This window comes from Actinotalea caeni (genome assembly GCF_009733795.1).
Classification (GTDB): domain Bacteria; phylum Actinomycetota; class Actinomycetes; order Actinomycetales; family Beutenbergiaceae; genus Pseudactinotalea; species Pseudactinotalea caeni.
This window is the reverse complement of the sequence record NZ_WNXX01000007.1, coordinates 130,343-149,673: the sequence shown is the minus strand read 5'-3', so window position 1 is coordinate 149,673 and position 19,331 is coordinate 130,343. Positions and strand designations below refer to the sequence as shown.

At 73.5% G+C, this 19,331-nt stretch carries 14 protein-coding genes; 6 read left to right on the top strand and 8 right to left on the bottom strand.

Translation table 11 applies throughout. The features are described 5' to 3' along the window. Positions 1–950 precede the first annotated feature (950 nt). Positions 951–1,448 carry a hypothetical protein gene (locus tag GPA02_RS08520; protein ID WP_156199491.1) on the top strand — a complete coding sequence of 166 codons (498 nt, stop codon included), beginning with the start codon at positions 951–953 and terminating at the stop codon, positions 1,446–1,448. A gap of 33 nt (positions 1,449–1,481) precedes the next feature. Here the strand turns inward: GPA02_RS08520 and GPA02_RS08515 are convergent, their stop codons facing one another. Continuing rightward, entirely contained in the window at positions 1,482–2,441 is a 960-nt protein-coding gene (locus GPA02_RS08515) for a sugar-binding transcriptional regulator (RefSeq protein WP_338027516.1), read from the bottom strand. Positions 2,442–2,591: 150 nt separating this feature from the next. Between GPA02_RS08515 and GPA02_RS08510 the strand changes: the two genes are divergently transcribed. The 3 genes from GPA02_RS08510 (at position 2,592) to glpK (ending at position 6,783) form a co-directional block, all read left to right on the top strand. Further along, on the top strand, positions 2,592–4,328 hold the full coding sequence (locus tag GPA02_RS08510; RefSeq protein WP_156199490.1) for a glycerol-3-phosphate dehydrogenase/oxidase: 1,737 nt from the start codon (positions 2,592–2,594) through the stop codon (positions 4,326–4,328). 90 nt (positions 4,329–4,418) lie between these two features. Beyond that, entirely contained in the window at positions 4,419–5,153 is a 735-nt protein-coding gene (locus GPA02_RS08505) for an MIP/aquaporin family protein (protein ID WP_156199489.1), read from the top strand. A 109-nt stretch (positions 5,154–5,262) separates the two neighbouring features. Then, positions 5,263–6,783 (top strand): glycerol kinase GlpK, encoded by a 1,521-nt coding sequence (glpK, locus tag GPA02_RS08500; RefSeq protein WP_156199488.1) that lies wholly within the window; start codon positions 5,263–5,265, stop codon positions 6,781–6,783. A gap of 178 nt (positions 6,784–6,961) precedes the next feature. On the opposite strand, the gene GPA02_RS19265 is transcribed toward glpK, so the two are convergent. Further along, entirely contained in the window at positions 6,962–7,483 is a 522-nt protein-coding gene (locus GPA02_RS19265) for a TM2 domain-containing protein (protein WP_156199487.1), read from the bottom strand. Between the two features lie 170 nt (positions 7,484–7,653). Continuing rightward, the gene (locus GPA02_RS08490; RefSeq protein ID WP_156199486.1) at positions 7,654–8,970 is read right to left on the bottom strand and encodes an alpha-hydroxy acid oxidase; all 1,317 of its coding nucleotides are present in this window, start codon (positions 8,968–8,970) and stop codon (positions 7,654–7,656) included. Positions 8,971–9,159: 189 nt separating this feature from the next. Here GPA02_RS08490 and GPA02_RS08485 point away from each other — a divergent pair, with 189 nt between their 5' ends. Beyond that, positions 9,160–10,083, top strand: coding sequence for an AEC family transporter (locus tag GPA02_RS08485; RefSeq protein ID WP_156199485.1), 924 nt, complete (start codon positions 9,160–9,162; stop codon positions 10,081–10,083). A gap of 71 nt (positions 10,084–10,154) precedes the next feature. Beyond that, positions 10,155–10,913: a phosphotransferase gene (locus GPA02_RS08480; RefSeq protein ID WP_156199484.1), complete on the top strand. Its 759-nt coding sequence runs from the start codon at positions 10,155–10,157 to the stop codon at positions 10,911–10,913. A gap of 1 nt (position 10,914) precedes the next feature. On the opposite strand, the gene GPA02_RS08475 is transcribed toward GPA02_RS08480, so the two are convergent. The 5 genes from GPA02_RS08475 to GPA02_RS08455 all read right to left on the bottom strand — a co-directional run bounded on the left by GPA02_RS08475 (position 10,915) and on the right by GPA02_RS08455 (position 19,269). Continuing rightward, positions 10,915–12,069, bottom strand: a complete 1,155-nt coding sequence (locus GPA02_RS08475) for an alpha/beta hydrolase family protein (protein ID WP_162457733.1) — start codon at positions 12,067–12,069, stop codon at positions 10,915–10,917. Between the two features lie 25 nt (positions 12,070–12,094). Continuing rightward, positions 12,095–12,853 carry an ABC transporter ATP-binding protein gene (locus tag GPA02_RS08470; protein ID WP_156199482.1) on the bottom strand — a complete coding sequence of 253 codons (759 nt, stop codon included), beginning with the start codon at positions 12,851–12,853 and terminating at the stop codon, positions 12,095–12,097. Positions 12,854–12,864: 11 nt separating this feature from the next. Continuing rightward, on the bottom strand, positions 12,865–15,261 hold the full coding sequence (locus tag GPA02_RS08465; RefSeq protein WP_156199481.1) for an FtsX-like permease family protein: 2,397 nt from the start codon (positions 15,259–15,261) through the stop codon (positions 12,865–12,867). Positions 15,262–15,440: 179 nt separating this feature from the next. Next, positions 15,441–17,549 carry an alpha-galactosidase gene (locus GPA02_RS08460; RefSeq protein ID WP_156199480.1) on the bottom strand — a complete coding sequence of 703 codons (2,109 nt, stop codon included), beginning with the start codon at positions 17,547–17,549 and terminating at the stop codon, positions 15,441–15,443. A gap of 76 nt (positions 17,550–17,625) precedes the next feature. Next, positions 17,626–19,269 carry a type 2 periplasmic-binding domain-containing protein gene (locus GPA02_RS08455; RefSeq protein ID WP_162457732.1) on the bottom strand — a complete coding sequence of 548 codons (1,644 nt, stop codon included), beginning with the start codon at positions 19,267–19,269 and terminating at the stop codon, positions 17,626–17,628. Positions 19,270–19,331: the final 62 nt, after the last annotated feature.

The window sequence follows — 19,331 nt, the reverse complement described above, 5'->3', positions numbered from 1 at the left end:
CCGCGCAGCGTCGGCGCCTGTGGCCACCCCACCCCGACGCCCGTGGCCGCCGCACCCGGCGCGTGTGGGCGCCGCACCCTGGCGCGTGTGGGCACCGCGCCCCGGCGCGTGTGGGCGCCGCAACCTGGCGGATGTGGGCGCCGCACCCTGGCGCGTGTGGGCACCGACCCTCGCGGACACCCGCCACTCGATGGGCGCGCGACCCCGTGACAACCGGTTGCCGGTGCATCGAGCGACGTGTTTCCGCCGCCGGACGTCGCCACCGGCCCGCACTCACGCACGATGCCCACGCACATGGCCGCCACCGGCCGTCGGGCCACCTCCTAGCACCCACCACCAACTCGTACCCCGGTGCCGAGCTCGTACGGTGCACGCTACGAGCTCGGCACGCCGGTACGAGCTCGGCAAGACGCAGCGTTCGGCCACGACTGCGCGCCCCACAAGCGCCACCCCGGGAGCCACCCGCCAGCTCGCCCCGCCGCGCGAGGTCACACCGCCAGCTCGCCCCGCCGCGCGAGGTCACACCGCCAGCGGCGCCACCACCTCGCGCGAGCGCCACCCCCGGCAGCCACCCCACCAACTCGTACCCCCGTACCGAGCTCGTACGGTGCACGCTACGAGCTCGGCACACAGGTACGAGCTCGGCAGCGGGCGCGCGTTCGACCGCGCCTGCCGCACCGCGCACGCGCCGCCCCGCCGCGCACCCGCCGGCTCGCCCCCGTCGCGCGAGCCCCACCTCCGGCCACCCCGCCAACCCGCACCGCCGCACCGAGCCCGTACGGTGCACGCTACGAGCTCGGCACGCAGGTACGAGCTCGGCAAGAGGCGAGCGTGCGCGAGTGCGCCGCGCCGGGCGGCCCCGCCCGGGCTCGGTTGCTCGCCTCGTCCGGTGCCGCGCCGCCGTCGCGCCCGGTCGGCCTCCTCCCCCGCGAGCGCCTACCCTCGGGCGTGTGGAACGCGTGCCGCCCGACGTCGTCATCGCGCGTGCGGTTCGCGCGCACACCCGCACTCTGGTGGCGCTGGCCGGTGCGTGCCTGGCGCTCGCGGCGGTCGGGCTCGGCGGGCTGTCGCTCGCGGGCGACGACCTGCGCACGCCGCCGATCACGGCCGGGCTGACGCTGCTGGGCGTCGGCCAGGTGTGCGCGCTGGCGTCGGCCGCGGTCGCGGGCGTGGGGCTCGTGCGGGTGCTGCGCGGCGTCGGCGAGCCGGGCAGCGACGCCTCCTCGGACGCCGTCCGCGAGGACGTCCCGCGCACCACGACCCGCGCGACGGCGTCGCGGCTGGCCGTCCTCATGCGCATCACCCTCGGCGCGTGCGTCCTCGCGATCACGGTGTGGGCGCTGGTGGCGAGCGCCGGCCTGCTGGGGGCCTTCGTCGGTGCGCTCGTCACCGCCCAGCTGGTCGTCGTGCTCGCGCTCCTGCGCGTGCACCTGCTCCGCTCGGTCTAGCCGCACGGCCCGGGGGCGGCCCGCACCGGCGGCTCAGGGTCGCGCCGTCGCCCGCTCCAGGAGCCGCCCCGCCGTCGTCTCGTCGATGACGAGGTCGGTCGCGACCCGCGCCCGCAGCGCCCCCAGCAGCGCCGGCACCTTGCGGTCGCCGACGACGACGCACATCCGCCGCCCGATGCGTCGCAGCTCCCGCGGGGTCGGCCCGGTCGCGCGCTGGTTGATCTCGATGTCGCGGTAGGTGCCGTCCTCGCGGTGGAACACCGTGCAGACGTCGCCGACGACGCCGTCGGCGGTGAGGTCGCGCATCTCCTCCTCGGACAGGTACCCGGCCGAGTACACGTGCGAGGGCACCTCGGCCGTCACGGCGCCGACGCCGAACACCGCGAGATCGGCGCGGCGCTGCACCTCGAGCACGCGCTGCACGCTCCGCTCGCGCCACATCAGCGTCTTCGTCTGGGCGTGGTCGAAGAACGCGGGCACCGGGAAGTGCACGCTCGTCGCGCCGAAGGACTCCGCGATCGTGCCGATGAGCTCGCTCGCGTAGGTGACGCCGCTGGCATCGGTGTTCGCTGCCCCGTTGAGCTGCACGACCGTCGAGGCGGACGTCGGGTAGCGCCGCAGGTGGCCGGCGATCGCCGACACCGTCGTGCCCCACGCGATGCCGAGCACCATGTCGGAGCCGAACCACTGGCCGAGCAGGTTCGCCGCCACCGCGGCGACCTGATCGAGGCGCTGCAGCTCGGTCGAGCGCGGCCGCACCGGCACCACGTGCGCGCGGATGCCGAAGGTCGCGGCCAGCCGGTGCCCGAGCGCGGCGCCGCTGCGGCTCGCGGGCTGCTCGACGGCGATCCGCACCATGCCCTCGGCTCGCGCCTGCGCGATGAGCCGTGACACCGTGGAGCGCGAGACCCGCAGGGTCTTCGCGATCACCTCCATCGTCTGGTTCTGGAGGTAGTACATCGTCGCCGCGCGGTAGGCGTCCTCGTCATGCACGGTTCACGGGCTCCCAGGCGGCTCGACGGCGGCTGCACATATGTGCAGCATGCTTGCGCGAACGTGCGCTCTCCACAAGTGTGTGGGATGTGTGGGGGCCTGCACCCCGCGTCCGGGTAGTCCTGAACACCATCGACATCAGGAGGCACCGTGGCCACGACCGCGATCACCGCAGAGAGCCGGGCCCAGGCGCTCGCGCAGATGAGCGACGAGACCGGGCTGGACGTCCTGGTCGTCGGAGGAGGCGTGACCGGTGCCGGGATCGCGCTCGACGCGGCCACGCGCGGCCTGCGCGTCGGCATCGTCGAGGCCCAGGACTGGGCCAGCGGCACGTCGTCGCGGTCCTCGAAGCTCGTCCACGGCGGCCTGCGCTACCTGCAGATGCTCGACTTCAACCTCGTGCACGAGGCGCTGACCGAGCGCGACCTGCTGCTCTCGGAGCTCGCGCCCCACCTCGTGCGGCCGGTGCCGTTCCTGTACCCGCTCAAGCACCACGTGTGGGAGCGGTTCTACGTCGGCTCCGGCATCGCGCTCTACGACGCGCTCGCCTCGCTGTCCAAGCGCCGCCGCGCCACCAGGTTCCACAAGCACGTCAGCCACTCCGAGCTCGGGCGGGTCTTCCCCGACATGCGCCCCGACGTCGCGGTCGGCGCGATCCAGTACTGGGACGCCCAGGTCGACGACGCCCGGCTGGTCGTCACGCTCGTCCGCACCGCCGCCGCGTACGGCGCGCTGGCGGCGTCGCGCACGCAGGTCGTGGAGATGACGCGCGACGGCGAGCGGGTGACGGGCGCCGTCGTCGTCGACCTCGAGAGCGGCGAGCAGCACACGATCAAGGCGAAGGCCGTCATCAACGCGACCGGCGTCTGGACCGAGGACACCGAGGCGCTCGCCGGCACCGACGGCGGGCTGCGGGTGCTGGCGTCGAAGGGCATCCACATCGTGGTGCCGCGCTCGCGCATCCGCGGCGAGCGGGGTCTGATCCTGCAGACCGAGAAGAGCGTGCTGTTCGTCATCCCGTGGCAGCGCTACTGGATCATCGGCACCACCGACACCCCCTACACCGAGGACCCGGTGCACCCGGTCGCCACGGCCGAGGACATCGACTACGTCCTCGAGCGGGCCAACGCCGTGCTCAAGGACCCGCTCACGCGCGACGACATCATCGGCACCTACGCGGGTCTGCGGCCGCTGCTGCAGCCGGGCACCAAGGAGGGCACCTCCTCGGCCAAGGTGTCGCGCGAGCACACGACCGCCTCCCCCACCCCGGGGCTGGTCGTCATCGCCGGCGGCAAGCTCACCACCTACCGCGTGATGGCGAAGGACGCCGTCGACTTCGCGCTCGGCGAGGAGGCCCGCACGACGCCGTCGATCACCGACCGGGTGCCGCTCGCCGGCGCCGTCGGGTTCACGACGGCGCGCCGCAAGGCGCGCGGCTGGGCCGAGACCTACGGCTGGACCAAGGACCGCTGCGACCACCTGCTCAACCGCTACGGCGGCCAGCTGGCCGACCTCGTCGCGATGATCGAGCAGCAGCCCGACCTCGCGCGGCCGCTCGCCGGCGCGCCGGACTACCTGCGGGTCGAGGTCGCGTTCGCGGCCACGCACGAGCAGGCGCTGCACCTCGAGGACGTGATGCTGCACCGCACCCGGCTCGTCTACGAGCGCGAGGACGGCGGCGCGGCCGCCCTCGACGAGATCGTCGACATCCTGGCCCCGATCCTCGGCTGGGACGCCGAGCGCCAGGAGGCCGAGAAGAAGGCCTACCTCGCGCTGCGCGACGCCGAGGCGGCCGCCGCACAGACCACCAGCGACGCCGAGGGCGCGCTGGCTCGGGCGCAGGCGCCCGACATCGTTCCGTTGCGTCCGATCGACGCGCCTGCGTGATCCGCGTGCCGCTCGGCGGCATGCTTCGTGATGTGGCGCAACCGGGGCGCTCCACATCACTCACCACTCGATGACGAGAAAGAGAGTCAGATGGACATCATCCTCCCGGAGGCGGTAGGTACCTTCCTGCTGGTCCTCCTCGGCTGCGGTGTCGTGGCCAACGTGGTGCTCGCGGGCACCAAGGGCTTCGGCGGCGGCTGGCTGCTGATCAACTTCGGATGGGGGCTCGGCGTCTTCGCCGGTGTCTACGCCGCTGTCGACACGGGCGCGCACATCAACCCCGCCGTCACGTTCGGTCTCTGGGCCGCCGGGGGCGACCTCGCGGACGGGATCGACGCCACGGTCGGCAACGTGCTGCTCTACATCGTCGGCCAGTTCATCGGCGCGATCCTCGGTGCCGTGGCCTGCTGGCTCGCCTACAAGCAGCACTTCGACGACGAGCCCGACCCGGCGCTCAAGCTCGCGGTGTTCTCCACGGCTCCCGCCAAGCGGAGCTACGGCTGGAACACCGTCACCGAGGTCATCGCGACCTTCGTCCTCGTGTTCGTCGTCATCGCGTTCGCCGGCACCCCGAGCGAGCTCGGCCCACTGGCCGTGGCGCTCCTGGTCGTCGGCATCGGCGCCAGCCTCGGCGGGCCGACCGGCTACGCGATCAACCCCGCCCGTGACCTCGGCCCGCGCATCGCGCACGCGATCCTGCCGATCAAGGGCAAGGGCTCGTCCGACTGGGGCTACTCCTGGGTCCCGGTGCTCGGCCCGATCATCGGTGGCGTGCTGGCCGGCCTCCTGGCCGACCCGCTGCTGACCTTCCTGCCGCTCGACTGACGAGCGGCCACCTGCCGGTGGGCGTCGCGACCCGGCGCCCACCGGCGGCACAGGCCCCGACCCGCACCCGAACGCGGTGCGCCACGACGAAGTGAAAGGCACCATCCCCATGGCGGACAAGTACGTCCTCGCGATCGACCAGGGCACCACCAGCACCCGCGCGATCGTCTTCAACCACTCCGGTCAGATCGTCGAGAGCGGCCAGCTCGAGCACGAGCAGATCTTCCCGCGCGCCGGTTGGGTCGAGCACGACCCCGCCGAGATCTGGCGCAACACCCGCGAGGTCGTGGCGCTCGCCCTGACCCGCGCGAACATCACCAAGGACGACCTGGTCGCCGTCGGCATCACGAACCAGCGCGAGACCGCGGTCGTCTGGGACAAGACCACCGGCGAGCCCGTCTACAACGCGATCGTCTGGCAGGACACCCGCACCCAGAAGATCGTCGACGAGCTCGGTGGCGGCGACCCGGACAAGTACAAGTCGAAGGTCGGTCTGCCGCTGGCGACCTACTTCTCCGGCCCCAAGGTCAAGTGGATCCTCGACAACGTCGAGGGTGCGCGCGAGAAGGCCGAGGCCGGCGACCTGGTGTTCGGCAACACCGACACCTGGCTGCTGTGGAACCTCACCGGTGGCACCCAGGGCGGCGTCCACGTCACCGACGTCACCAACGCCTCGCGCACGATGCTCATGGACCTCGAGACCCTGAGCTGGGACGAGAGCATCGCCGCGGACATGGGCATCCCGATGTCGATGCTGCCCGAGATCCGTTCCTCCTCCGAGGTCTACGGCGAGGGCCGCGCGCAGGGCAACCTCGCCGGCGTACCGATCGCCGGGATCCTGGGCGACCAGCAGGCGGCGACCTTCGGGCAGGCGTGCTTCGAGGTCGGCATGGCCAAGAACACCTACGGCACCGGCAACTTCATGCTGATCAACACCGGTACCGAGAAGGTGCCGAGCGAGAACGGCCTGCTGACGACGGTCTGCTACAAGATCGGTGACCAGCCGACGGTCTACGCGCTCGAGGGCTCGATCGCCGTCACCGGCTCGCTGGTGCAGTGGCTGCGCGACAACCTGGGCCTCATCGGCTCGGCGCCGGAGGTCGAGGACCTGGCCAAGAGCGTCGACGACAACGGCGGTGCGTACTTCGTGCCGGCGTTCTCGGGTCTGTTCGCGCCGTACTGGCGCTCGGACGCCCGCGGCGCGCTCGTCGGTCTGACCCGGTACGTCAACAAGGGTCACATCGCCCGCGCGGCCCTGGAGGCGACCGCCTTCCAGACCCGTGAGGTGCTCGACGCGATGAACGCCGACTCCGGCGTCGACCTCACCGAGCTGAAGGTCGACGGCGGCATGATCGCCAACGAGACGCTCATGCAGTTCCAGGCGGACATCCTGGGCGTGCCGGTGGTCCGGCCGCAGGTCGCGGAGACGACGGCGCTCGGCGCCGCCTACGCCGCGGGCATCGCCGTCGGGTTCTGGAACGGCGAGCAGGACGTCATCGACAACTGGGCCGAGGACAAGCGCTGGGAGCCCCAGATGGAGGACGCCGAGCGCGACCGCCTCTACCGCAACTGGAAGAAGGCCGTCACGAAGACCTTCGACTGGGTGGACGAGGACACCGAGAAGGACTGACTCGCGAGGGACTGTCGAGGCGCCCCGTCGGCCACCGGCCGGCGGGGCGTCGGCATGTCCGGCGAGCTGTGACCGGCACGCGCCGTGGCCGGGCGAGGGCCCGTGGCCAGCACGCACCCGTGCCAGGCACGCACCCGAGCCCGGCGCCCGCCCGGGGCCGGGCAGGCCGTCCCGGCGGCTACTCCCAGCGGCTGACGCGCGCCCCCTGGCCGTCGTGCGCGCTGCCGGCGACGATGACGATGAAGTCGATGAGCGGCCAGATGCCGAACGTCGCCCAGCCGAGCAGCAGCTTGGCGACCCCCATGCCGATGTTTCCGAGGTAGAACCGGTCCACGCCGAGCGCGCCGAGGAAGAAGCTGAGCAGGGACGCGACCGTGCGGCTCTTGGTGGAGACGAGCTCACCGGCCGGACCGTAGACGCGGTCGTACGGGTAGGCGCTGTGCGGGTGGCCCTGGACGTACGCGGCGGGGCCAGCACCGTAGGGGCCGCTCGCGGGCGCCGGGTACGCCATGGGCGGCGTGCCGTACGCGGGCACCTGCTGCTGCGGGCTTGGCGGCTGGCCCGGGTAGCTGCCGAGCGGCTGGTACTGGTAGCCGTACGGCTGCTGCGTCGGGCTGGGTCCGGGGTGCCCCGACGCCGCGGGGTCCCAGCCGGACCCGCCCTCGTGCGGGGGGTGACCAGGCGCGGTGGGCACGGTCATCGGGTCCCTCACCTCCGGTCCGGACACGCTCCGGCGGCGTCGGAGATCTCACCGTCCCCTCCGCGCATGGTAGCCAGGCACCCGACCGCGCAGGGCTGGGTCCACAGGCGCGGCCGGGTCGACGAGCGCGGCCGGGTCCACAGGCGCGGCCGGGGCCGCGCCCGCCGGTGCTAGGAGGAGCGGGCGCGCGTGCGTGCAGCCGGCTTGCGGGCGGGCGTGCGCGCCGGCGCGGTCGCGGCACCGGCCTCGGGAGCGCCGAGCTCGCGCGGCGTCAGCCGCATCAGCTGGGTGACGTGCTGCGGGCCGAGCTCCTCGAGGCTCGCGACCCCGATGAGCCGCATCACCCGCTCGATCTCGCCGGTGAGGATCTGCAGCGCGCGCACCACACCGGCCTCACCGCCGGCCATCAGCCCGTACAGGTACGCGCGGCCGACCGAGGTGAAGCGCGCGCCCATCGCGACCGAGGCGACGACGTCGGCACCGCTCATGATGCCGGTGTCGAGGTGGACCTCGAGGTCCTTGCCGACCTCGCGCACGACCTCGGGAAGCAGCAGGAACGGCACCGGCGCCCGGTCGAGCTGGCGACCGCCGTGGTTGGAGAGCACGATGCCGTCCACGCCGGCATCGGCGAGCCGGCGCGCGTCGTCGACGTTCTGCACGCCCTTGACGACGACCTTGCCGTCCCAGTGCGAGCGGATCTCCTCGAGCGCGTCGTAGTCGATGCTCGGGTCGAACATCGCGTCCAGCAGCTCGGCGACCGTGCCGTCCCACTTGGAGACCGAGGCGAACTCCAGCGGCTCGGTCGTGAGGTAGTTGATCCACCACTCGGGGCGCGGCAGCGCGTCGATGATCGTCATCGGCGTCAGCTGCGGCGGGAACGCCATGCCGTTGCGCTTGTCACGGTGCCGGGCGCCCGCGACCGGGGTGTCGACGGTGATCAGCAGGGTGTCGTAGCCCGCCGCCTTGGCGCGCGCGACGAGGTCGAGCGAGCGCTGGCGCTCCTTCATCATGTAGAGCTGGAACCACAGCCGACCGCGCGGGGCCGCCTTGCGGACCTCCTCGATCGACGTCGTGCCGAGCGTCGAGAGCGCGAAGGGGATCCCGAACCGCTGGGCGGCCGCGGCGCCGGCGCGCTCGCCGGCCGCGTGCATCAGCCGGGTGAAGCCGGTCGGGGCGATGCCGAGCGGATAGGCGACGGGCGCCCCGAGCACGTCCCACGACGTCGAGACGTGCGTGACGTCGCGCAGGATGCTCGGGTGGAACTCGACGTCCTCGAACGCGGTGCGTGCCCGCGCGAGGCCGACCTCGTTCTCCGCGGCGCCGTCGGTGTAGTCGAACGGCCCCTTGGGCGTGCGGCGCTTGGCGATGCGTCGCAGGTCCCAGATCGTCTGCGCCTTCTCGAGCCGGTTCGCGGTGAGGTCCAGGCTCGGCCGGCGGAAGTTGAGCTGCTCGCGCAGCACGGACAGCTTGGGGAGTCGTCGTTCCATGACCCGCTCTCTCGAGGTGCTCGACGGCGCACCGACGCGGTCGCCGTGCCTAGCCTAGTCAGCCGGATTTTATCGTTTCACACACCGCGGCTGCGCCGTCGTCCCGGCGCCGCGGCAACCGACTTCAACCGCGGGCTCGCCGCCGTGCGCGCCGAGTAGCGTCGCGGGCGTGACTGCGCAGGTGTGCCCGTGACCGCGGTGCTGACCTCGCTCGGCACCATGGCCGCAATCGCCGCCGTCGGGTGGCTGCTGGGACGGCTGCGCGTGCTCGGCGACGGTGCCCAGCTCGTGCTGGCCAAGACCGTCTTCATGGTCGCCACCCCCTCGCTGCTCGTGGCGACCATCGCGACCGCGGACCTGCACCTGCTGCTGACCGCGCCGGCGCTGGTCACCGCGGTGAGCACCGCGCTGGTGGCGCTGGTCGCGCTCACGGTGCTGCGGCTGCTGCTGCGACGCAGCGTCGGCGACTCGACGATCGGCGCGCTCGCTGCCTCCTACCTCAACGCCGGCAACCTCGGCCTGCCGCTGTCGGTCTACCTGCTCGGCAACCCGGTCGCGGTGGTGCCGACGCTGCTGTTCCAGCTGCTGGTGCTGGCACCGGTGTCGTTCGTCGTGCTCGAGGCGCGAGGCAGCGGCACCGGCCGGCGCGCGCTGCTGACCGGTCTCGGCGGCGCCCTGCGCAACCCCATCATCATCGCCGCGCTGGTCGGCGTCGCGGTCTCGCTGCTGCCGGTGACCCCGCCGGACTGGCTGCTCAACCCGTTCCAGCTGGTCGGGGCCGCCGCGGCACCGCTCGCGCTGCTCATGCTTGGGATGTCGCTCACCGGCGCGCGGCGATCGGCGACACGGGCGCCGCTGCCCGACCTGGCGCTCGCGGTCGTGCTGCGCTCGCTCGTGCACCCGCTGCTCGCGTGGGGGCTGGGCGCGTGGCTGGGGCTGTCCGGGCCGGCGCTGTTCGGGGTCGTCGCGATGTCCGCGCTGCCGACGGCGCAGAACGTGCTCGTCTACGCGATGCGGTACGGCACCGGGCAGCCGATCGCGCGGGACGCCCAGCTGGTGACGACCGTGCTCGCGGTGCCGCTGCTCGTCGTCGTGGCGGTGCTGCTGGGCTGAGCACTGGGCTGATCACTGGGCAGTGCTGGGCCGTGCTGGGCAGTGCTGGACGGTGCTGGGAGCATCGAGGCATGGACGAGCGCCGGGTGGATGTCGATGGCGACCTCGTGCGCCGCCCCGCCTACCCGTGGACGGCCACCGTGCACGCGTTGCTGCGCCACCTGCGCGCGGCCGGGCTGGAGGTGCCCCAGCCGGTCGCGCTCGAGCCGGGGACCGAGACCAGCCCGGGCGTCGAGGTGGTGCGGCGGGTCGACGGCGCCGCGGGGGCCGACGCGTGGCCGCTGCAGGCGACCGAGGAAGGGCTGCGCTCGGTCGCACGGCTGCTGCGCGCGGTGCACGACGCCGCCGCCTCGTTCGTGCCGCCGCCCGACGCCGTCTGGGTCTTCCCGGCCCGGCCGGGCGCGGCCACGACGATCCTCCACGGCGACCCGGGGCCGTGGAACATGGCGTGGTGCGACGGCGTCGCGGTGGGTCTGTTCGACTGGGACCTCGCACGCCCCGGCCTAGCGCTGGACGACGTCGCGTACGCGCTCGACTACCTCGCGCCGCTGCGCCCGGACGAGGACTGCCTGCGCTGGCACGGCTTCCTCGACGTCCCGGACCGCGCCGCCCGGCTGCGCACGTTCCTCGACGCCTACGGGTCGCGGGCGACGCCCGCGGAGGCGGTCGCGGCCGTCCTCGCCCGCAAGCGACGCACGGCGGAGGAGGTCGCCGACCTGGCGCGGCGGGGCCTGGAGCCCCAGCGCACCTGGGTGGCGGAGGGGTTCCTCGCGCGCAACGCGGAGCACCTCGCGTGGGCCGAGGCGCACGCGGCGGCGCTGCTGCTGTGACTCAGCGCATCGTCTCGTCGAGCCAGGCGAACGCGCCGTCGCGGATCTCGCCCGCGAGGCAGTGCGGCAGGTCGGCGAGCACCGCGCGGTAGGCGTCCGGCGCCCCGGCCTCGGCGTACAGGTGCGCGATCCGTTCGTGCGCGGCGCGCATGCCCTCCTCGGGGAAGAGCGCGTCGGCCAGCCCGTAGCCGACGAACAGCGGCTGCGGGCGTACCGAGGCGGCGACGTCGGGCCAGTCGGCGACGTGTGCCAGCCCGGGGTTCATCATCACCCAGGTGTGCTTGTGCAGGTAGCCGTCGAGCACGTGCTCGATCGTCGACATCATCGACGCGACCACGGTCGCCCGGATGCGGCCCGGGGCCGCGAGCGCCGAGACCGTCGCCGCCCGGGCGCCGCCGCCCGACAGACCCATGACGGCGACACCACCCGGCGCGACGCCGTCGAGCCCGGCGAGGACGTCGACGGCGACGAGGTCCTCGCGCGCGACGACGCCGCCCCAGGAGGTACCGAGCACGCCGAGCAGCTTGGCCATCGCGTCCTCGTGCGCGGCCGCGTGGACGTCGTAGACCTCGCTCTCGGTGAGCCGGCGGCCGCTGCGCTCGGCCTCGGCGAGCACCAGCGCGGCGTAGGTCTCGCTGCGGGCGGGCATGTCCTCGACGCCCGTGCGCCGGCTGCCCCACCCGAACACGTCGTGCACCAGCACCGCGTAGCCGCGCCGCGCGAGGTCGGTCGCCCACGGGCGGCCGCCGTAGCACTCGGCGCGCAGCGCCTGCACCTCCGCCCGCGGTCCGTCCGGCCCGTCGGCGATCTTCTCCTTGCCGAAGAACTTCATGCCGCTGTGGCAGTGCAGGGCGACGACGCCGGGCAGCTCGCCGGTCGCGCCCGCGGGCCGCAGCAGCCACGCCTGCGTCGGCGCCCCGAACCCGACGTCCCAGGTGAGCTCGACGCCGTCGACCCCGTCGGCCTGCCAGGTGCGGCCCGTGGTGGTGGTCACCGGCTGCCACGGCGGCGGGTTCAGCACCTCCCGCAGCCGGTCGCGCACGGCCGCGCCGTCGTCACCGCTGGGCAGCACCGGGCCGGCGGACCGCAGCAGCGGCAGCAGGCCGGGGACGGCGCGGAGGTCGGCGGGGTCGGGGGTGGTGGGGGACGTGGTCACGGGCATCGCTCCGTCGTCGGGTGGTTCAGAAGCCGAGCGTCCTCAACCATCCCAGCAGCTCGTCCTCCCGCCTGGCTGCGTCCTCGGCGTGCCACGGACCGAGCGCACGGGTGCCCGTCTCGCGGCCGTCGCGCAGGTACACGACACGGTCGGCGCGCGCCGCGCAGGCCGGGTCGTGGGTCACCATGACGATCGTCGTGCCGGCGGCGTGGACGTCGGTGAACGCGTCCATCACCTCCCGGGACATGCTGCTGTTGAGCGCACCGGTCGGCTCGTCCGCGAGCAGCACGGCCGGCTCGGTCGCGAGCGCGCGGCAGATCGAGGCGCGCTGCAGCTGCCCGCCCGAGACCTGCGTGCTCGCGTGGTCACGCACGTGCGCGATGCCGAACCGCTCCAGGAGCGCGTCGACTCGCTCGAGCACCGCGCGCTGCTCGCGCGGTGCCGCCTTGAGCGCCGGCAGCAGCACGTTGTCGCGGATGCTGAGGTTGGGCAGGAAGTGGGCCTGCTGGAACACGAACCCGATCCGGGTGAGCCGCGCGCGGCTCATCTGTGCGTCGGTCAGCGCCGTGAGGTCCCTGCCCTCCAGGTGCACGGTCCCGCCCGTCGGCCGGTCCATGCCGCTGAGGCCGTGCAGCAGCGTCGACTTCCCCGACCCGGAGGCGCCCATGACGGCGACGAACTCACCGCTGCGGACGCTGAGGTCGACGCCGCGCAGCACGTCGGTCGGTGGGTCGGTCGAGGTGTAGGTCTTGGTCAGGTCGCGGCACTCCAGGGTGACGGTCATCGGTGTCTCCTTCAGTCTCGTAGCCAGGTGCTCGTGCTCGCGCCACGCAGGCGCACGGTGAGCCCGACGGCGGCCAGCCAGGCCGCGGCGACCAGCGCCACGGCACCGCCGGTCGCCACCCAGGGGTCGGGTGCGAGCTCCAGGTGCGCGAGCCCCACCCCGGCCGAGGCGACCAGCACGTCGAGCACGGGTCCGCCCAGCGTCACCGCCCCGACGGCCCCCAGGCCGGCGCCGACGGCGGCGGTCGCCGCGGTCTTGCCGCGCAGCTGGCCGAGGATCTCCGCCGTCGAGAACCCGACGGCGGACAGCGTGCCCATCGCACGCCGCTCGCGCGCCAGCCGTAGCTGCAGGAACGTGACGGTGATCAGCGTCGCGACCCCGAGGCCGAACGCGGTCGCGAGCACCGCCGTGGCGCGGAACGCGCTGGTCACGTGCGTCATCGTCTGCTCGACGTAGGCGGTCATCGGCAGCACGGTGACGTCCTCGAACCGCTCGTCGTAGGACGCCGCCAGCGCCACGGGGTCGACCCCCTCGGCGAGGTCGACGAAGAACGTGTACCCGGTGGCACCGGGAGGCGGGTCGCCGTGCATCTTGGCGGTCTTGCCGCCGCTTGTGACGTCCTGGTAGACGCCGCTGACGACGACGGACCGCGACTGGTCGCCCTCGTGGATCGTGAGCGTGTCGCCGACGGCGGCCTGCAGCTCCTCGGCGTTGAGCAGCGAGAGGGCGATCTCCCCCGGTCCCGGCGCTGCGCCGTCGATCATCTCGATGCCCTGCGCGGCGCCCTCGCCCACCTCGACGCGCACGGTCCGCCGGCCGTCGGGGGCTTCGACATCGGCGAGGACCAGCGCGTGCACCTGGACGTCGGCGACCCGGTCGTCCGCCGTCAGCGCCGCGGTCAGGTCGGTGCGGAGCGCCTCCAGGTCGTCGGCGAGCTGCAGGTCGGCGCGGACGTCGACCTGCGGCGCACCCATGTAGGTGAGGAAGCGCGGGCTCTCGAGCGTGCTGAGCAGGTGGGCGGGGAGCCCCATGAGGAACGCGCAGAGGAAGAAGACGACCGGCACCAGCGACCACTGCCGGGCATCGGCGCGCAGGTCGATCAGCGCGAGCCTGCGGGTGACGCCGCCGCGCGCTCCTGCGAGGCTGGTCCGGCGGGCACGTCGGGCCTGCCGACGGGCGCGCCGCCGGCTCTGCCGTCGGTCCAGCGTGCTGCCGTGCACGAGGGCGTCGACGACCTCGACGCGCCGCACCAGCCGGAGCGCCCGGCGACAGCCGAGCACGACCACGAGTGCCACGGCGGCGAGCGCCACCAGCAGCACGAGGGTGCCCCGGCCGCCGGCAGCGGCGGCGCCGTAGTGCGTCTGGACCCCTCGGGTGAGCAGCGGCACGGCGAGCACGGCCAGCGCGCCGCCGACGGCGCAGCCCACCGCGGCCAGCAGCGAGTAGCGGGTCAGGTAGACCCGGCCGATGTCGCGGGCCGGGATCCCGATCGCCCGCATCGCGCCGATCTGGCGGACGTCGTCCTCGAGCCTGCCGCGGACGACGAACCGGATCACGAGCAGCGCGATCGCGATCAGCAGGGCCGCGACGAGCACGAGCGCCACGGCGGCGAGCCCGTCGCTGATCGCGTGCAGCGTGCGGATCATCGTGTAGGTGACCGCCTGGCCGTTCTTGGGCAGCGCCGGGTCGGCGGCGTAGGCCCGCTCGAGGTCCGACGCCAGGCCGGGATCGGTCAGCAGGTACTCGACGATCACCTCGGGCTGGCCGCCGCCGGCGGCGGTCAGCGCGGCCAGGTCGGACTCGGAGACGACGAACCGGGTCGCCGAGGAGAGCGAGGACGCCATCTGCGCGTCGCGCACGAAGCCGCGCACCTCCCACGTGCGGGGGCCGCTGCTCGTCGCCACGGTGAGCAGGTCGCCCACCTGGAGGCCGATGCTCTCCTGGTACGCCACCGGGACGTAGACCTCGCCGTCCTCGGGGACCGGGGCGGCGTCGGCGGCGTCGACCAGGCGGTCGAAGGTCTCGTTCTGGGCGACGAACAGGTTGTCGATCAGGCTCTCGCCGAGGTCTCCCGAGGCGCCGGTGGCGGGACGCTCCCAGGCGAGGGCGGCGCCGTCGAACCCGACCATCTCCTCGACGAACCAGGACTCGATCTCCGGGTGCCGGTCCGCGAACCGCGTGAGCGCGGCGAGGTCGACCTCGCCCTTGTGCATCTGGAGGAAGTGCGGCGGCTGGGCGACCTCGAACAGCCGGTCGACCGAGGAGAGCAGCCGCTCCATCACCATCGCCCCGGTGCCCATGAGGCAGGCGGAGAGGGCGACCACGACGACGAGCGCGACGTTGACGGCGGCGTCGTGGCGCAGGTCGCCACGGACCTGCCGCCACCGCAGCGCGCGTGCGGGGCTCATGCCGCTCGGACGGCGGTCGGGAGCGTCGCGCGGGCGCTCGGGGCTGTCTGGACGGGCATGTCACCAACCTCCCAGCGGCGGCCGGCCGACGCTGCGGGGGTAGCCCCCTGCACCGGCGGGCGTCAGCCGCAGCCCGTGGCCCCCCGGCAGCGGCCCGGTGGTCGCGCGCCCCGGGTCGCTCAGCCGGCGGGGCGGAGCGCCAGCGTGCGGGCGGCCGGCTCGTCCGGCAGCTCGAGCACGAGCTCGGCCGTGCGGGCGTCCCACCGCGCCTGGGTCGGCAGGCTCGTGGGGAACACGGGCTCGACGTCGAGCAGCGAGCCGGCTCGTCGTGGCAGCGGGAGCCGCACGGTCGTGGGACCGGAGCGGCGCCACACGGTCAGCAGGTCGCCGTCGTCGTCGCGCAGCCCGAGGGCGACGACGTCGTCGTGCCAGCCGGGCAGCCCGAGCGGCCAGAACGGCAGCGCGGCCGGCAGCCGGTGCCGGATCCGGCGGTAGGCCGCCACCGTCTCACGTACGAGTGCGGTCCGCCGCTCGTCCAGCCGGTGGATCTGCCCCGCGAGGTGCACCCGGCCCAGCAGCGGGCTCGCGAGCGAGAACGCGATCCGCTCCTCCGACCAGCCCGGGTCGGGGTAGGCCCAGACCGCGCCCTGCTCCGGGGTGACGGCGGTCGGGGCCGCGGCTGCGATCGCGGCCGTCAGCAGCGGGTCCTGGTTGTCGCTCGTGGACTGCACCGGGTGCACGGCGAGGGTCGCGGCGTCCATCCGCTGGCCGCCGCTCGCGCAGCTCTCGACGACGAGACCGGGGTGCCGGTCCATGAGGTCGCGCACCCAGCGCAGCAGTGCGCGCTGGTGCTCCAGCTGCCCGTCGCCGGGGCTGTCGGCGTCGCGGTCGGTGCCCTGCGTGACGTCCATGTTGTGGTCGAGCTTGAGGTAGCCGAGCCCGAGCTCGCCGACGAGGCGGTCGACGGCGTTGTCGAGGTGCGCGAGCGCGGCCGGGTGCCGCAGGTCCAGCTGGAGCCTGCCCGACTCGACCACCCGGGCGCCGTCGCGCTGGAAGAACGCCTCGGCCGGCAACGCGTCGGCGACCGGGCTCGAGACCGACACGGCCTCGGGCTCCAGCCACAGGCCCGGCACCATGCCGTGCGCCCGGATGCGCTCGGTGATCGCACCGAGGCCGTCGGGGAAGCGCCTGGTCGAGGGCTGCCACGCCCCGAGGTCCTCCCACCACGCGTCGCCGTCGGTGTACCACCCGGCGTCGATGCAGTAGACCTCCGCACCCAACCGCGCCGCGGCGTCGACGACCGCCGGGAGGTTCTGCGCCGTCGGGTCGCCCATGAGGCAGTTCATGAAGTCGTTGACGATCACCGGCAGCGTCGTGTGGTCCGGGTGCGGGCGGCGCAACCGGCGCCGCGCCTGCGTGAGCGAGCCGACGACGTCGTCGTCGTCACCACCCAGCACCAGCAGGGCCGGGACCGCCTCGAACCGCTCGGTCGGGGCCAGCCGCCGTGACCAGGCCGCGCTCTGGTCGGTGGGACCGGACGCGACGAGGTACAGCGCTCCGCCCTGGTCGCCGATCTCCCAGCGCCACGCGCCGTTGTGCTCGACCTGCCACAGCAGCGACCGCTGCTGCGCCCGAGAACGGACCACGCCCATCGGCAGGTGGCCGCCGGTCGACCAGCTCCCCCGCTGCCCGAGGGAGAACGACGCTCGCGAGCTCGGGATGCCCCACGTCCGCAGGCCCGTGTCGTCCAGGCCGAGCTCCGCGGGCGTGCGCGCCTGCCACACCATCTCCCGGAACCAGGTGTTGTGCGCGAACCCGACCTCGTGGTCGTGCCACCACGCCGACCCCGGCGCCGTGATCCCCCCGAGCGCGACCGACGACACGGCACGCAGCGTCACCGGTCGTTCGCCGTCGTTGACGACCTCGGTGCGGCACCGCACGACCGGCAGGTCGGCCCAGGCCGACCAGGTGACGACGACGAGGACCCCGGAGACGGCGTCCCGCGCGCGGACCTCGAGGTGGGCGCGGTCGCCCTCCGTCCAGGTGCGGTGGTCGACCACGCGCAGACGCCGGCCGACCGCGCTGCCCATCAGCCGCTCCGACGACGACGTCGCCGACCCCTCGGCGTCCACGTGGATCTCGGCGACGGGTATCGCCACCGGCTCGGTGTGCCGGGTGTCCTCGCCCGGCACGCCCAGGCGCGTGACGGCCGGTGGCGACCCCGGGCCGTAGGTCAGGTCGAGCTCGACGGCGCCCGGGCGCCACGTGACGGTCTGCTCGGCGGCCACGGGCCCCTCCCCTGTCGGCGTCGGACGGCGCCGGGCCGGGGTGCGGTCCGCCCGCACCCCGGCCCGGTCGCCGCGGTCAGCTGGCGTCGTACGCGGCCTGCCAGATCTCGACGTAGCGGTCGACGCCGAGGCCCTGCAGCCCGTCGAGGTAGCTCTGCCAGTCGCCGTCGTTCTCGGGGTCGCGCACGCCGGTGATGAACTCGGCGGTCGCCGTCGCGACGTTGCTCTCGATGTTGGTCGTGAGCGTGGCGAGCTCGCTGGCGTCCTCGAGCGGCACCCACAGGTTCCAGTACGGGAGGATCGCGTCGGACTCCTTGCCCTCGTACAGCGTCGTCGCCTCGAAGAGCCGCCGCTCGAAGCCCTCCTGGGTGTAGATGTCCTCCGGCTGGACCTGGGCGTTGCGGAACTCCTCGGTGTCGAACACCTGCGCCATCGGACCCCAGCTGCCGTTGTAGTCGGCCTCGTTCTCCTCGTCCAGCGGCAGGTCGACCAGGCTCGGCTCGAGGTCGCGGTCGAGCGCGATCTCGCCCTCCTCGGGCTGCCGCCAGCCGATGCCCTCCTCGCCGAACTGCGCCCGGATGTGGCCCTCGGGCGTGAACAGGTAGTTCATGATCTCCATGATCACCTGCTGCTCGACCTCGTCGGCCTCCTTGGTGATCACGAAGGTCGCGCCCGGGACGCTCGGCAGCTGGTAGGTGGTGATCTCGCCCTCGGCGCCGTTCAGCGGCGGCAGCGGGTCGTAGAGGTTGTCGCGGCCGTCCTCCTGGCCGATGCTCACCCCGATGCCGGGGTGCATCGCGGTGAAGCCGCCCACGATCACGGCCTCGGCGTTGTTGCCCGTGGCCTGCATGGTGTCGCCGCCCTGCGAGAACGCCGCCTGGTCGATGAGACCGTCCTCCCACATCCGGTGGAGGAACCTCAGGCCCTCGCGCCAGCCGTCCTGCATCGTCTGCATCTGCACGGTGTCGCCGTCGAGCCCGAGCGAGACCGGCTGGCTGTTGGCGCCTGCGCCGGTGTTGAACGCGTTCGGGATGAAGGCGTTCATGATGAAGGGCACGATCGACCACTGCGCGCTGCCGGTGATCGGGATCTCGTCGGCGACGCCGTTGCCGTTGGGGTCGTCGTTCTTGAACGCCGTCATGACGTCGTAGAGCTCCTCGGGCGTGGTCGGCATCTCCAGCCCGAGGGTGTCGAGCCACTCGGTGTTGATCCAGAACTTGTACGGGTAGGAGCAGTGGTAGCAGTCGTTCCACTGCGGCAGGCCCCAGATCGTGCCGTCGGGCGCGGTGGCGAGGGTCGCGAAGTCGGGCTCCGCCTCGAGCGCGTCGGCGATCGCCGGCGCGTGCTCGGCGATGAGGTCGTTCAGCGGCAGGATGAGGCCCTGGTCGCCGTAGCGGAGCAGCTCGGCCTGCGTGAACTGCGACGCCCACGGCACGAGCATGTACGCCTCCGGCAGGTCGCCGCCTGCCAGCGAGACCTGCCGCGCCTCGGTCGCCGCGGCCGAGTCGTAGCCCGTCGTCTGGAACTCGATGTCGACGTCGAACTTCTCCTCGAGCAGCAGCGTGAACGAGTTGGTGTTGAGGTCCATCTGGCCGCCCTGCGAGCCGAAGATGGTGATGACGCCCTGGTCCTCCTCGGCGTTCGAGCCCGAGCAGGCGGCGAGCGTGAGGGCGAGCGCCGCCACGGAGGCGGCGGCGACGACCGCGCGCCGACGTCGCATGTCTGACAGTGAGGGTCTGAACACGTGCGTGCCTTTCGGTGGGACGGGTGGGTGGCCTGGTG